This window comes from Actinokineospora baliensis, assembly GCF_016907695.1.
Taxonomy (GTDB): domain Bacteria; phylum Actinomycetota; class Actinomycetes; order Mycobacteriales; family Pseudonocardiaceae; genus Actinokineospora; species Actinokineospora baliensis.
Genome location: NZ_JAFBCK010000001.1, coordinates 128,552 through 145,426 on the forward strand (window position 1 = coordinate 128,552; position 16,875 = coordinate 145,426).

The following is a 16,875-nucleotide window of genomic DNA, read 5'->3' on the forward strand; positions in this document are numbered from 1 at the left end:
GCCACGGGCCTCATCCGGACTTGCCGAACTCTTTGTGGATCAGGTCGAACAGCTCGTCGGCCGAGGCGTCGGCCAGGTCGTCGGACTCGGCCTCGGCGGGCGCCGGGTCCAGCCGGGCGAGCAAGCCGCGCAACCGGGCGGTGATCGCGCTCGCCTCGGCGCCGGTCGGCGGCAACTCGGCGAGCGCGGCCTCGAGCTTGTCCAGCTCGGCGACCGCGGGCGAGCCGGGGTCGACGGCGAGCTCGTCGAGCAGGTGCGCGGCCAGCGCCTCGGGGGTCGGGTGGTCGAACACGATGCCGGTGGGCAGCGCGAGCCCGGTGGCGGCGTCGAGCCGGTTGCGCAGGTCGACCGCGGTGAGCGAGTCGAACCCGAGGTCGCGGAACGGGCGGCGCGGGTCGATCAGCTCGCCCGCGCGGTGACCGAGGGCGGCGGCGGCGCGCGCGGTGACCAGGTCGAGCAGGAGCGTGCCGCGCTGGCCGACCGGGGTATCGGCCAGCGCGGCACGCAGATCGGGTTCGGTCGCGGCGAAAGGGGTTTCGACCAGCTGGGCGAACAGGGGGCCGTGGCGGTCCGCGGTGAAGCGGGGCCAGTCGATCGCGGCGACGGCCGCGGTGGTCAGGTCCGCGTCGAGGGCCTTGGCCAACGCCGCGACAGCAATGGCGGGGTCAAGTGCGCTGACACCGGTGCGGTGCTGCTGGTCCGCGGCCGCGTCCTCGGCGCCCATTCCAGTGCCCGCCCAAGGACCCCATGCGATCGCGGTGGCCGGTTTGTCCTGTGAGCGGCGGTGTTCGGCGAGGGCGTCGAGGTAGGCGTTGGCGGCGGCGTAGTTGGCCTGACCGGGGTTTCCGACGACGCCCGCGAAGGAGGAGAACAGGACGAGGTGCGCGTCCGGCAGGAGCTCGTGCAGGTGACCCGCGGCAGCCTTGCTGCGCCAGACCGCGTCGAAGCGGTCCGGCGTGAGGGTGTGGATCACGCCGTCGTCCGCCGTGCCCGCGGTGTGGAAGGCGGCGGTGATGGTGTGTCCCGCCAGCAGCGCGGCGAGGGCGTCACGATCGGCGACGTCGCAGGCCTCGATCGTGACCTCGGCGCCACGCGCGCGCAGGTCAGCGACGAGCGCATCGGCGCCGGGGGCTTCAGGACCGCGGCGGCTGGTGAGGAGGAGGTGCGGGGTACCCCTATCAGCCAGCCAGCGGGCGACGTGACTGCCGAGGGCGCCGGTACCCCCGGTGACGAGGACGGTGCCGTCGGGGGTCCAGGTCCGGATGGGCGACGGTTGGGTGCGGGTGAGTCTACGACCGTGGATTCCGTTGTCGCGCAGTGCGACCTGGTCTTCGGCGCCGGTGAGAGCAGCGTGGAGTTGCTGGGGGTCGACGGTGGTGTCGAGGTCGATGAGGCCGCCCCATCGCCTTGGCAGCTCTTGGGCGGCTACTTGACCCAAGCCCCAGATTGCGGCCTGGCGAGGGTCGCGGATGGGGTCGCTGTGGCCGGTCTCGACAGCGCCTCGGGTCGCGCACCACAGGGGGGCGTCGACGTTCTGGAGGATGGCCAGGGCGGTCGCGGGGGTGGGCGTCGTGGCGAGGACCGCGGTGACGTCGAGGTCTTGGAGGTCGGCGGCGGCGACGTTGGTGCGGGTGATCGTGTCGACGTCGGTGAAGGCAGCGGTGATGTCATCGGTCGGGTCGATCAGGAGCCAGGTCCCGGTGGGCCGGTGCGCGGCGGGGGCGACCGGGACCCATTCGACCCGGTACCACCAGTTGTCGGCGGGGTTGACCTCGGGCCAGAAGCGCTGGCGCTGGAACGGGTAGCCGGGCAGGGTGACGATGGGGCCTGAGGGCAGGATCTTCGTCCACTGTGGAGTGCCGCCGCGCACGTAGTCGTGCCCCATCGCGGCCTGCAAGGTCGCGACCTCGGACTGCCCGCGTCGCATCGTCGGAGCCGCCCCCGCCACCAGCGCGGACAGCACCCCGTCCGGTCCCAACTCCAGGAACCGCGTGTCACCCGGCACCTGTCCCACCGCATCGGCGAACCGCACTGTCTCGCGGACTTGCCGGACCCAGTACTCAGCCGTGGCTGGGTCACCGGTTGAACTGTTCAACAGTGGGATTGTCGGATCGTTGAACGATAGTCCCGTGATTGCCCGCCGGAACTCGTCGAGCATGGGGTCCATGAGGCGGCTGTGGAACGCGTGCGACACGGTCAGCAGCTTGAACCGGCGATTTTGTTCAACAATCCTACGTTCGAACTGTTCAACAATTCTACAATCCCCGGATACCACAATTGAATGATCCGAGTTCACCGCCGCGAGGTCCAGGCCGTCCGGCAGATCGAGCTCGGCTTCGGCGGCCTCGATGGCGAGCATGGCGCCGCCTGCGGGGAGGGCCTGCATGAGGCGGGCTCGGGCGGAGACCAGGGTGCAGGCGTCGTCCAGGGACAAGATCCCGGCGACGTGGGCGGCGGCGACCTCACCGATGGAGTGGCCGACCAGGTAGTGGGGGTGGACGTCCCAGGACTCCAGGAGTCGGAACAGGGCGACCTGCAGTGCGAAGAGAGCGGGTTGGGCGTTGCCGGTCTGGTTGATCTCGGCGTCGTCGAAGGGCACCCGGAGCCGGACGGCGTCGAAAGCGTCGGCGAACACGGGGTAGGCGTTGTAGAGGTCCTCCCCCATCCCCGCGTACTGGGAGCCTTGGCCGGTGAACAGGAACGCTCGGTGGGAGGTCGCGGCGAGCTGTTCATGGAGGCCCTCCCCCGGCACGACGACGGCGCGGTGGGGGTGCCGGGTGTCGGTCACCGCGAGCGTCCGCGCGATGGCGGCCGCGGGCAGGTCCAGTGCGGTCAAGGAATCCGCCCTAGCGCGGAGGGCTTGCGGGGTGTGGGCGGACAGAACCCACACGGTCGGGGCCTCTTCGGGTGCCGCGGGCTCTTGGGTCGGTGGGACGTGTTCGAGGATGGCGTGGGCGTTGGTGCCGCCGATGCCGAAGGCCGAGACGGCGGCTCGGCGGTGCGGGCCGGACCAGGGCTGGGTGGCAGTGAGGACGGCGAGGGAGCCGGACCAGTCGATGTGGGGGCTGGGGTCGTCGGCGTGGAGGGTGGGGGGCAACGATCCGTGGCGCATCGCTTCGACGAGCTTGATGATGCCCGCGACCCCGGCTGCCGCCTGGGTGTGGCCGATGTTCGACTTGACCGACCCCAACCACAACGGCCGGTCGCGGTCCTGGCCGTAGGTGGCGAGGAGGGCTTGCGCTTCGATCGGGTCACCCAGTGCCGTGCCGGTCCCGTGCGCCTCGACAGCGTCCACATCGGACGGATTGAGGCCCGCATCGGCCAGAGCCGCCCGGATGACGCGTTGCTGCGCGGGGCCGTTGGGCGCGGTGAGGCCGTTCGAGGCCCCGTCCTGGTTGACGGCTGTGCCGCGGACCACGGCGAGCACCGGCCGGTTCGCGGCGACGGCGTCCTCGTACCGCATGAGCAGCAGCACACCCGCGCCCTCGCCCCAGCCGGTCCCGTCTGCTGCCGCGGCGAACGCCTTGCACCGACCGTCGGCGGCGAGTCCGTTCTGGTGCCCGAACTCCACGAACGCGGTCGGCGTCGACATGATCGTCACACCGCTCGCCAGCGCCATGTCGCACTCGCGCCCCCGAAGCGCCCGCACGGCCAGGTGCAACGCGACCAAACTGGACGAACACGCCGTGTCGACCGTCAGCGCGGGACCTTCGAGCCCGAACGCGTACGCGATCCGTCCGGAAAGGACAGCCGCCGCACTCCCGATCGCCAGGTGCCCCTCAAGCCCTTCCCCCGCCCCGGCAACCAGCGGCGCGTAATCCTGCCCGTTGGTCCCCGCGAACACCCCGACGCCAGCCCCCTTGAGCCCCGTCGGGTCCATCCCCGCCCGCTGGAAGACCTCCCAGGTGATCTCCAGCAACACACGCTGCTGCGGATCCATCGCCAACGCCTCCCGCGGCGAGATCCCGAACAACCCCGCGTCAAACCCCGCCACGTCGTCGAGGAACCCGCCAACCCTGGCGAACTCCGGCGCCCCCGCGAGATCCCACCCCCGGTCCCCCGGGAATCCCCCCACCGCATCCCCGCCCCGACTGACCAACCCCCACAATTCCTCCGGCGACCGCACCCCACCCGGGAACCGACACGCCATCCCCACCACAGCAATCGCCCCCCCAAGCGATCCGCCACCCCCCGCACCCTCTACCCCGCGCCCACCCCCACGCGACGTCAGCCCGCCACCCTCTTCGCCACGCCCACTCCCGCGCGACAGCCCCGCCCCCTCCGCCCCGCTCCCGCGCGACGGCAACCTCACACCCTCTGCCCCACGCCCATCCCCGCGCGACGGACCCATACCCCCGGCGCCACGCTCGCCCCCGCGCGACGACAGACCCGCACCCTCCGCCTCGCACTCACCCTCACGCGACGGCTCCCCACCCTCTACCCCGCGCCCACTCCCGCGCGACGACAACCCCACACCTTCTGCCCCACGCCCATCCGCACGCGACGACAGACCCCACTCGTCCGCACCCGCCCTCGCACGCGGCGTCAGCTCCCCACCCTCCGCATCGCGCCCGCCCCCGCGCGACAGACCCACATCTCCTGCGCCACGCTCGCCCCCGCGCGACGGCAACCCCACACCCGCCGCCCCGCGCTCATCATCACGCGACGACAACCCGACATCCCCTGCGCCACGTCCACCCCCGCGCGACGACAGTCCCACACCCTCGGCTTCGCGCCCACCTCCGCGCGACGGCAACTCCCGACCTTCTGCCCCATGCTCACCCCCGCGGGACGGCAAACCCCGCCCATCCGCGCCTGCGTTTGCGCCCGCACTCGCACGCGACGCGCGCCCCCCACCCTCAGCCTCGCGCCCATCCCCGCGCGACGGACCCATACCCCCTGCGCCACGCTCACCGATGCGCGACGACAGACCCATACTCTCCGCCTCACGCTCACCCTCACGCGACGGCCTCGCATCCTCTACCCCGCGCCCACCTCCGGGCGACGACAGACCCGCACCCTCCGCCTCGCGCCCACTCCCGCGCGACAGACCCGCACCCTCCGCCCCGTGCTCACCCTCGCGCGACGGCAGACCCCACCCATCCGCGCCTGCGCCCGCGCTCGCACGCGACGTCAGCCCGCCACCCTCCGCCTCGCGCTCACCTCCGCGCGACGGCCCCGCACCCTCTGCTTCGCGCTCGCCGACCGACGGCAACCCAGCGCCCTCAACCTCGCGCCCGCCCGCGCGCGAAGGCAGACCCCACCCTCCCTGGGGGGCCACCCCGCTCCAGTCTAGTGGGGTGGGGGGCTGGGGGGAGGGGGTGGCGGAAGGCTGTGGATGGGGGGCGGGGTTGTGGACAAACGGGGGGACGAGCAGGGTTCGCAGGTAGGCGGCGACAGCGGCGGGGGTGGGGTAGTCGAAGACCACACTGGCGGGTAGTGGCTTGTTGATCGCGGCCGACAGGGCGTTGCGGAGTTCCAGGCCGGTGAGGGAGTCGAAGCCGAGGTCGCGGAAGGCGCGGTCCGCCGGGACGGGGGTGGGGCGGCCGAGGATGGCGGTGGCGTGGGTGCGGACCAGGGTCTCCAGGTCCACCGGTGCGGCGTCGGGGGTGGCGGGGGTTTGGAAGGCGTCTAGGAGGGCGCCTGGGCGGGCGGGGAAGCGGGACCACGCGATGTCCGCGACGACGGTGTGGGGGGTGTTGGAGTCTAGGGCGCGGGCGAGGGCGGTCAGGGCGGCCGCGGGGGGCATCGGGGTGAGGCCGGTGCGGCGCAGGCGGTCGGCGACGGGGCCTGCGGCCATGCCTGCGTCGGCCCAGGGGCCCCAGGCGACGGCGGTGGCGGGGCGGCCTTGCGCGCGGCGGCGGGCGGCCAGGGCGTCCAGGGCGGCGTTGGCGGCGGCATAGTTGGCCTGGCCGGGGTTGCCGATGACGCCCGCCAGGGAGGAGAACACGACGAACGCGTCTAGGTCACCCGCGAGTGCGTCGAGGTGCGCAGCCGAGTCCACTTTGGCCTTGAGAAGAGCGGTGAAGCGCTCAGGTGTAAGGGATTCGATGACGCCGTCGTCTACGGTGCCGGCTGCGTGGAAGACGGCCGTGACGGGGTGGGCAGCGAGAAGGCCTGCGACGGCGTCGCGGTCGCTGGTGTCGCAGGACACGACGACCGCCTCGGCGCCGAGCTCGGCCAGTTCAGCGACCAACTCAGGCGCGCCAGGGGCTGCGAGACCCCTGCGGCTGGTGAGGACGAGGCGGGTAGCGCCGCGCGTGACCAACCAGCGGGCGATGTGCGCACCGATGGCACCCGTACCGCCGGTGATCAACACGGGGCCACGGGCGCGCCACTCCTGCCGCCAGACGGGAGCAGCGCGGCGCAAGCGTCGAGCCAGCGCGCCGGACCGGCCGAGCGACACCTGCCCCTCGTGTCCACTGAGGATCGAAATCAGGCGTCCAGCGGTACGGGGCGTGAGCGGGTCGGTGACATCGACCAAACCACCCCAACGCTCGGGGTGCTCAAGCGCGGCTACCTGACCGAACCCCCAGACCGCGGCCTGGTCCGGATCGGTCTCGGCGCCGTGCGTCACGCACCAAACGCGCGCTGACGTGGTGCGGACAAGGTGGAAGGCGTCCTGGAGGGTGCCGGTCGAGATCACGTTCTCGGCGTCGGCCGGATCGGCGGCCTCGACGAAGTTGGCGATGCCGAGCGGATCGGGGCCGTGCACCGCCCAGTTGCCCGACAAAGTCGCCGGTTCGAGGTCCAGCGGCTCCCAAGCGACCCGGTAACACCAATCGTCCACCTTGGACGCTAAATCCCGCGACCTGCGCCACGCGGCCAGGGCGGGCATGAGCTGGGCGAGGCTGTCCCGGTCAGCGCCGGACACCTGGAGGGCGGCAGCGACGGCGGACACGTCTTCCTGTTCGACAGCTGCCCAGAACCCGCTGTCGACGGGGCTCACCGAGGACGGGACGATCCAGAACGGTTCGCGCTGGAAGGAGTAGGTCGGCAGGTCAACCCGCTTGCCACCGTAGGGCTTCAGCACCGCCTGCCAGTCGACCGGGGTGCCGTTGACGTGCAACGCCGCCAACGCCCGCACAACAGCCGCGGGTTCGTCCAGCCCGGCCCTCAACACCGGCGTCCCGGCCTCGACCAGCCCGGACAGCACCGCGTCCGGACCGAGCTCCAGGCACCGCACCCCGTCCGGCACGGCCCCGGCGAACCGCACGGTCTCCCGGACCTGCCGCACCCAGTACGCAGCCGTCGCCGGATCACCAATTGAACTGTTCAACAATGGGATTGTCGGATTGTTGAACGATAGACCCGCGATAGCCTGCCGGAACTCGTCCAGCATGGGGTCCATGAGCCGCGAGTGGAACGCGTGCGACACCGTCAGCCGCTTGAACCGCCGGTTTTGTTCAACAATCCTACATTCGAACTGTTCAACAATCCCACAATCCCCGGATACCACAATCGAACGATCCGAGTTCACCGCAGCAAGGTCCAAGCCCTCGGGAAGCTCGATCTCAGACTCGCTGGCCTCCACCGCCAGCATGGCGCCACCGGCGGGGAGGGCCTGCATCAGCCGGGCTCGGGCCGAGACCAGCGTGCACGCGTCATCCAGGGACAAGATCCCGGCTACGTGAGCCGCAGCCACCTCACCGATGGAGTGGCCCACCAGCACGTCAGGGCGAACACCCCAGGACCCGAGCAGCCGGAACAGCGCGACTTCCAGCGCGAACAAGGCAGGCTGGGCATTGCCCGTCTCGTCGATCGCCGACTCATCCCACGGGATCCGAGACCGGATCTCGTCGAAAGCCGTGGCGAAGACCGGGAACACGCGGAGCTGCTGCCCCATACCCGCACGCTGAGCACCCTGACCGGTGAACAGGAACGCGAGCCTGCGCGACGCCATTTCTCCCCGGATGACCGCACCCGACACCCGGTCGGCGGCGAGGTCGGCCAGCCCATCGCGACCGAACACCACAGCCCGGTGCGCCAGCGACGGCCGGGCGGCGAGGGACACGGCAATGTCAGCGAGGTCCTCCTCAACCGCCACCAGCCGATTTCCCTGCGCGGCCAGACCTGGTGAAGCGGCAGAGGACACGAGCAGGGGGATCGGCGAGTCGTGAACCGCCTGGTCACCCGACTCAGGCTCCCGCAGCGGGGCATGCTCGAGAACCGCGTGGGCGTTCGTGCCGCTGATGCCGAACGACGACACCCCGGCGCGGCGGGGGCGGGACGACTCGGGCCAGTCGCGGGCCGAGGTCAGCAGCGAGACGGCACCGGCGGTCCACTCGACGTGCGGGGACGGTGCGTCGACGTGCAGGGTCGGCGGCAGGGTGCCGTGGCGCATGGCCTGGACCATCTTGATGATCCCGCCGACACCAGCGGCCGCCTGGGTGTGACCGACGTTGGACTTGAAGGAGCCCAACCACAAGGGCTCGGTGCGTCCTTGCCCGTAGGTCGCGAGCAGCGCTGAAGCCTCGATCGGGTCGCCGAGCGCGGTCCCCGTACCGTGCGCCTCCACAGCGTCCACATCGGACGAGCCGAGGCCCGCATCGGCGAGCGCGGCTCGGATGACCCGCTCCTGCGCCAGACCGTTCGGTGCGGTCAGACCGTTGGACGCGCCGTCGGAGTTGACGGCGGTGCCGCGCACGACAGCCAGCACGGTGTGGCCGTTCCGCCGCGCGTCGGAGAGCCGCTCGACCAGCAGGAGCCCGGCACCTTCGGCCCAGCTCGTCCCGTCCGCACCCGCGGCGAACGACTTGCACCGACCGTCAGCAGCGAGACCGCGCTGGCGGCTGAAGTCCACGAACACGGTGGGAGTCGACATCACCGTCACACCGCCGACGAGGGCGAGGTCGCATTCCCCCGAACGCAAGGCCTTCGCAGCCCAGTGCAGTGCGACCAACGACGACGAGCACGCGGTGTCGACCGTGACAGCGGGCCCCTCGAACCCGTAGTTGTAGGCGAGCCGACCCGAGACCACGCTGCCCGCGCCGCCGGTGGCGAGATAGCCCTCCACGTCCGGCGGAACGGTTCCCACCGCGTAGTCGTGGTACATCACGCCCGCGAAGACGCCGGTTTTGCTGCCGCGCAACGTGGTCGGGTCGATGCCCGCCCGTTCGAAGGTCTCCCACGACAGCTCCAGCATGATCCGCTGCTGCGGGTCCATCGCCAGGGCCTCGCGCGCGGAGATGCCGAAGAACTCGGCGTCGAAGAGGTGGGCGTCGTGTAGGAATCCGCCGTGACGCGAGTAGGTGGTCCCCGGGTTCTCCGGATCGGGGTGGTACAGGCCGGTCAGATCCCACCCGCGCTCGGTGGGGAACTCGCTGATCCCGTCGCGGCCGTCGACCACCATCTGCCACAGGGATTCCGGGCTGTCGACTCCTCCCGGGTACCGGCAGGCCATGGCGACGATCGCGATCGGCTCGTCGACCGCGACCTTGGTGACCACAGTGGACCGACGGGTTTCCGAAGCCAGTTCGGACCGCACGAACTCGGTGAGATCAGCGGGCGTCGGGTGGGAGAACACCACCGTGGCCGCCAGCGTGAGCCCGGTCGCGGCGGCGATGCGGTTGCGCAGTTCCACGCCCGTGAGCGAGTCGAAGCCCAAGTCTTTGAAGGTTCGTGCGGCATCCACGCGATCGACCGACGAGTGACCGAGAACGGCCGCAACGCTGTTGAGTACCAGGGAGTCCAGGTCACCCACTGCGGAGGGCTTCGACTCGACGGGCCGCAGCGGCGCCGCCACCGCGAGGACGTGGGGCCGATTCGGGGCGTGGTCGAGCAATGTCATGCCCTGGGCAGCGGTGAGCGTGCCGCCGAGGTGGGCGAAGCGCGAGCGGTCGACCGTCGCGCCCATTCCCTCGGCCCAGTGCCCCCAGCCGAGGGAGCGAGCAGGCAGTCCGTTGGCCCGCCGGTGGGCGGCGAGGCCGTCCAGGAAGGCGTTGGCGGCGGCGTACGCGGCTTGGCCCGCTGTTCCCACAGTCGAGGCGATGGAGGAGAACAGGACGAGTTCGACGCCCTCGCCCGCGAGCTCGTGCAGGTTGATCGCACCATCTACTTTGGACCTCAAGGTGGCGGCGATGCGATCGGCGTCGAGAACGTGGACGGGCGCGTCGTCCAGGGTGCCTGCGGCGTGGATGATCGTCGAGACGGGGTGAGCTGCGAGCAGCGCGGCCACGGCGTCGCGGTCGGTGACATCGCATTCGACGACGGTCGCGCCGAGTTCGACCAGGTTCCCCGCAGCTGGACTGGCGGCCCCGCGCCTGCTGGCGAGGACCACACCGATCCCCTGGGCCAGCAGGTGGCGGGCGACATGAGCGCCGAGTCCACCGGTGCCGCCGGTGACCAGAACGCTCTCTCCCCAGGTGGCGTGACCGTCGGTGGGCACTCGGACCGGCCGTGGCACAAGCGTTCGCCCCGCCCGGACGGCGATCTCCGACTCACCGACGGGAAGGGTGCTCGGGAGGTCTCCGTCGAGGAGCACGAACCGGCCGGGGTGCTCGGTCTGGGCGGAGCGCACCAATCCCCAGACGGCCGCCGCGGCCGCGTCGACCTGTTCGTCCTCAACGGACACAGCGGACCGCGTTGCGATGACGAGCTGCCCACTCCCGTCGGCCAACCAGTTCTGCACCAGCCGCAGGGCGTTCTGGACCGCCAGGTGGGTTCGTTCGACGAGATCACCGTCCGGGATCTCGACCTCGACGATCTCCGCGACGGGCTCGGTGGCAGCGACCGGTTGCCAGTCCAGGACGTAGGCGACGCCGTTTTCCCGCAACTGAGAAGCGGAAACGGGGCGGAAGGTGAGGGTGTCGACGGCCAAGGCAGGCGCGCCGGTCGAGTCGACCGCGTGCAGGGAGTACTCATCGGGGCTGCGACGGGTGAGGCGCACGTGCAGGGTGGTCGCGGTCCGGTACCGGGTGACACCGGACCAGGCGAAGGGAAGCAGCGGTGCGCCGTCTCGACCGAGCGCGGGCCCGATGGCGTGCAGCGCGGAGTCCAGGACAGCGGCCTGCGGCCCGTCGAGGTCGACGCGGGCGTGGATCGTGTCGCCGTCGTGCCAGACCTCCCGCAGGCCCTGGAATACCGGGCCGTAGTCCAAGCCCAGAGCCGCGAGGTCCGCGTAGTCGGGCGGGGTCGACGGGGTGGCGGGGAGGGCGACGGGCGCGGGTGTGTTCAGGGCTTCGCCGAGAGTGCCGACCGCGTGCGAGGTCCAGTCGTCGCCGGTCTGGCTGTCGACGGTGACGACCGCGCCGGTCACGGTGACCCGCAGCCGGACGGTGTCGCGTGCGGTGAACACGAGCGGCGCCAGCAGGGTCAGGTCGGTGAGCGCGGGCTTGCCGACCTCGGCACCCGCGTGCAGGGCCAGGTCGACGAACGCGGTACCGGGGAGGACTGCGGTGCCGCGCACGGCGTGATCGGCGAGCCAAGGGTGGGTGGCAAGCGACAGCCTGCCGGTCAGCACGACCCCGTCGTCCAGGGTGACCGCGGCACCGAGCAGGGGGTGATCGGTTGCCGAGAGACCAGCTGCCGCGAGCCCGGAGCTGGTGGCGGTGGGCCAGAACCGCTCGTGCTGGAACGGGTACGTCGGTAGTTCGACGTGACGCACTGGTCCGGGGTGAACCGCGTGCCAGTCGACGTCGACCCCGCGGACCCACAGGGCGCCGAGCGCGTCGGCGACGGTGTCCGGTCCGGGGCGCCCGCCGCGGGTGAGCGCGATCCCGTCGTCGACCAGCGCCGACAGCACGGCATCCGGCCCGACCTCCACGAACACCGCTCCGGAGAGCCCCGCCACCGCGTCGGCGAACCGGACCGTCTCGCGGACCTGCCGCACCCAGTACTCGGCCGTCGCCGGGTCACCGGGTGCACTGTTCACCAGTCGGATTGTCGGATTGGTGAACGACAGGCCGGTGACGACCCGGCGGAAGTCGTCCAGCATCGGGTCCATGAGCCGCGAGTGGAACGCGTGCGACACGGTCAACTGCTTCACGCGGCGACCTTGTTCACCAATCCTACTTTTGAACTGTTGAACAATCCTACGATCCCCGGATACGACAAGTGCACGATCCGAGTTGACCGCAGCGAGGTCAAGGCCCTCGGGCAGGTCGAGTTCGTGCTCGGCGGCCTCGACGGCGAGCATGGCGCCGCCCGCCGGGAGCGCCTGCATGAGTCGACCACGGGCGGCCACGAGGGTGCAGGCGTCGGCCAGGGACAGGACCCCGGCGACGTGGGCGGCGGCGACCTCGCCGATGGAATGGCCCACGACGGCGTCGGGCCGCACGCCCCAGGACTCCAGCAGGCGGAAGAGGGCCACCTCAACGGCGAAGAGTCCCGCTTGGGCGTGCACGGTCTGATCAATGGTGTCGTCGTCGAACGGCAAACGCGTGCGGATGTCGTCGAACACCGCCCGGAACGCCGGGAAGACCCGCAGGTCTTGGCCCATCCCTGGCCGCTGCGCGCCTTGACCGGTGAACAGGAAAGCCACCCGGCGAGCCTCGGCCCGCCCAGCGTTGGCCGCGTTGCCCGCCGCCAGCTCCGCCAGTCCAGCACGCAGGGTCTCGGAGTCGCCCGCACGCACCGCGGCTCGGTGCTCGAGCGCCGCACGCGTGGTAGCCGACGCGCTGGCCAGCAACCCGGGCGGGGCGTCGACGGCCAGGAGCCGGGCCGCCTGGGCGCTCAGCGCTTCCGGGGACCGGGCGGAGAGCAACACCGGGAACCCGGCGGTAGGCGTGTCCAGAACGGGTTCTCGAGCAGGAGGCTCTTCGATGATCGCGTGGGCGTTCGTGCCGCTGATGCCGAACGACGACACAGCCGCGCGCCGGGGTCGACCGCCCCGTTCCCAGGGGCGCGCTGAGGTGAGCAGCTCGACGGTACCGGTGGACCAGTCGACGTGTGGAGACGGTTCGTCGGCGTGCAGGGTCGGCGGCATCGTGTTGTGCCGCAGCGCTTGGACCAACTTGATCAGGCCTGCGAGGCCCGCGGCGGCCTGGGTGTGGCCGATGTTGGACTTCACCGAACCCAGCAGCACCGGCGCGGTCCGGTCTTGGCCGTAGGTGGCCAGCAGAGCTCCGGCTTCGATCGGGTCACCCAAGGTGGTCCCGGTGCCGTGACCTTCGATCAAGTCCACTTCGGATGGTTGAAGCCCGGCAGCGTCGAGGGCGTCGAGGATGACCCGCTGCTGCGCGGGCCCGTTCGGAGCGGTCAGGCCGTTCGACGCACCGTCGGAGTTGATCGCCGAGGACCGGACGACGGCCAGGACCTGGTTGCCGTCCCGCACCGCGTCGGACAAGCGGCGCACGGCCACGACTGCGACACCCTCGGACCAGCCGGTTCCGTCCGCGCCCGCGCCGAACGCCTTGCACCGGCCGTCGGCCGAGAGTCCGCCCTGGCGGGTGAACTCGGCGAAGATCCCGGGTGTCGACATGATGGTCACACCACCGGCGAACGCCAGGTCGCACTCGCCCGAGCGCAGGGATCGTGCCGCCAGGTGGAGCGCGACGAGGCCGCCGGAGCAAGCTGTGTCGACGGTGACGGCCGGGCCTTCGAAGCCGAAGGTGTAGGCGATCCGTCCTGATGCGACACTCGCGGTGTTGCCGGTGAGCAGGTAACCAGCGGTGTCGCCGGTCGCTTCGTGCATCCGCGGGCCGTAGTCCTGGGCCATCGCGCCGACGAACACGCCGGTTCGGCTGCCGCGCAGGGATTCCGGTGAAACGCCGAGCCGCTCGATCGCTTCCCAGGTGACCTCGAGGAGGTGCCGCTGCTGGGGGTCCATCGCGAGGGCTTCGCGCGGCGAAACGCCGAACAGCGCGGCGTCGAAACCGGCCGCGTCAGCCAGGAACCCGCCACGCTCCGGCAGGCCGTCGAGCTCCCAACCACGGTCGGTCGGCGGCGGACCCAGCGCTTCACGGCCGTCGATCATCAACTGCCACAACGCTTCCGGCGAGTCGATACCGCCCGGGAACCGGCACGCCATCGCCACGAGGGCGATCGGCTCGTCGGCGGCAACCGCCCTTCTGCGAGCGCGCGGCGCGCCGCCGAGGAGTTGGTCGCGGAGGTAGGCCGCGACGGCTTGGGGCGTCGGGTGGTCGAACATCAGGGTGGTGGGGAGTCGAAGCCCTGCGGCCACCGCGATCCTGTCCCGCAGTTCGACGGCGGTCAGCGACTCGAAGCCGAGATCCTTGAAGGTCAGCGCGGGGTCGATGGCGCCGGTGAAGCCGCCCGCGATGGCGGTGTGCGCGAGCACGAGGTCCAAGGCGCTGCGGGGATCGGCGAGGACCTTCGTCCGGAGTGAGTCGTCGTGCTCGGCGGGACGCTCGACCTCGGCGTTGCCGGGCCGCCAGTGCCGTTCTCGCTGGAAAGCGTAGGTCGGCAGATCAACGACGGCGGCCGCTGGTGGGGTGTAGTCGAGTCCACTGGCCACCAGCTCGGCGAGATTGGCCAGCAGCCGTTCCTGGCCGCCGTCGTCTCGGCGCGTGGAACCGACAACCACCGCGTCCACTTCGGACAGTGTGTCCCGGACGGCAGCCGCCAGCACGGGGTGCGGCGTCGACTCGACGAAGAACCTGAACCCCGCTTCGACCAGAGTCGTTGTCGCGGCGGCGAACTCGACGGTCCCACGGAGGTTGCGGTACCAGTAGTCCGCGTCGAGGGTGGGCGACCACTGGCCGGTGACCGTCGACAGGAACGGCACCCGGGGGTCCCGCGGCTCGATGTCGGCGAGCACGGCCAGCAGCTCGTCGCGGAGGGACTCCACGTGCGCCGAGTGGGACGCGTAGTCGACGGATATCCGTTTGGTGTCAACGGACACCGAGGCGGCGAACCCGTCGAGCGCGTCCGGATCACCCGCGACGACCACCGCCGACCGGCCGTTGACCGCGGCCACCGACAGCGAGGGCCAGTCCGCCAACCACGTCCGCACGTCCTCGACCGGGGCGGAGACCGACAGCATCCCGCCACGTCCGGCCAACGCCGTGATCGCGCGGGCCCGCAGGGCCACGACCTTGGCCGCATCCGCCAGCGTCAGGGCGCCCGCGACGTGGGCGGCGGCGATCTCGCCCTGCGAGTGGCCGACGACCGCGTCCGGCTCGACGCCGTGCGAACGCCAGAGCGCCGCCAGCGAGACCATGACCGCGAACAGGGCCGGTTGCACGACGTCGACCCGCTCCAGGTCCCCGGAGCGCAGGACCTCGACCAGCGACCAGTCGACGTGCGGGGCGAGGGCGGTGGCGCAGTCCGCGATCTTCGCGGCGAAGACCGGGTCGGTGTCGAGCAGGTCGACCGCCATGCCCGACCACTGCGAGCCCTGGCCGGAGAACAGGAACGCGACCTTGCCGTCGATCCGGGCGGCCTCAGCGACGCCTGCGGCGGGCAGCCCGACGGCGACGGCCTCCAGCCCGGCCTTGAGGTCGGCCTGGGTTGTGGCGACGATCGCGGCGCGGTGGTCGAAGGCGGTGCGGGTGGTGGCCAGCGAGTGCGCGATGTCCTGCGCGGAACCGTCGACCGCCGCCAGCCGCCTCGCCTGCTCGCGCAGCGCCGCTTTCGTCTTGCCGGTCACCACCGCGATGGTCGGGCGGGCGGCGGGAGTCGGTTCCGCTCGTGACTTCTCCGGCGCGGCGAGAACGACGTGACAGTTGGTGCCGCCCATACCGAACGCGCTGACACCGGCGATTCCGGGGCCGGAGAGTGGCCCGATTTCGGTGTGTACCCGGATATTCAACTCGTCGAGCGGAATGCGCGGATTGGGCGTGTGGAAATTGAGGCTAGGCGGGATCAACCCGTGCTCGACCACCAAAGCGGCTTTGATCAGGCCCGCGATCCCGGCCGCGCCTTCGAGGTGTCCGAGGTTGGTCTTGGCCGAGCCGACCGGTAGTGGGGTCGCGCGGGACTGCCCGAGCGCCGCGCCTAGAGCCGCTGCTTCGATCGGGTCGCCTAAGGGGGTGCCGGTGCCGTGCAGCTCGATGTAGCCGACGTCGTCGGGGTTGATGCCAGTGTGGGCGGCGCGTAGGACGTCCTCTTGCGCGTAGCGGCTCGGCGCAGTGAGGCTGGCTCCCCCGCCATCGTTGTTGACAGCGCTGCCCAGGATCACCGCGTGGACCCTGTCGCCGTCTCTTAGAGCTGCCTGCAGCGTCTTAAGGACAACCAGCCCGCCCCCTTCGCCGCGGACAAAGCCATTGGCCCTGGCGTCAAAGGTGTAGCAGCGCCCGTCCGGGGAGAGGCCGCCGAACTGCAGCGCGCTGACGGTGCTTTCCTCGGCGAGGTTGAGGTTGACCCCACCGGCGAGAGCCAGGTCGGTCTCGCCGCTCCGGAGGCTCTCACAAGCCAAGTGCACCGAGACCAGAGACGACGACTGTCCTGCGTCAACGGCCAGGCTGGGGCCGCGGAGGCCTAGTAGGTAGGAGACCCGGTTGGCGATGATGCTGCGGTGGGTGCCGGTCATCGTGTGCCGGTCGACAGCAGCGTCTTGGCGTAAGAGGGTTGTGTAGTCGTCCCAGATGGCCCCGACGAACACGCCGGTACGGCTACCACGCAAGTCCCGAGGAATCAGCCTGGCGTCCTCGACGGCCTCCCAGGCCAACTCGAGCGCGAGCCGCTGCTGCGGATCCATCCCAGCCGCTTCCCGCGGCGAGATCCCGAAGAACCCGGCATCGAACCGGTCTACGTGCTCGAGGAAACCACCCCGGGGGACCTCAGGCAGTCGCCACCGATCCGCGGGCACAGGCCCGGTCGCGTCAACCCCGTCGCGCAGCAACCGCCAATACGCCGCCGGATCACCCGCACCGGGAAAGCGGCACGAGTACCCGACCACCGCGATGGCCTCGGCGCGCACTTGCGACATGAATGCCTCAAACCCACTCGATACCGCGGGAACCACCCGAAGCC

The 16,875-nt window shown here is 71.1% G+C and carries 1 pseudogene; it reads right to left on the reverse strand.

The features are described 5' to 3' along the window. Positions 1-13 precede the first annotated feature (13 nt). Positions 14-16,831: pseudogene (locus JOD54_RS00405) on the reverse strand (type I polyketide synthase); the annotation flags it as partial. Positions 16,832-16,875 lie beyond the last annotated feature (44 nt).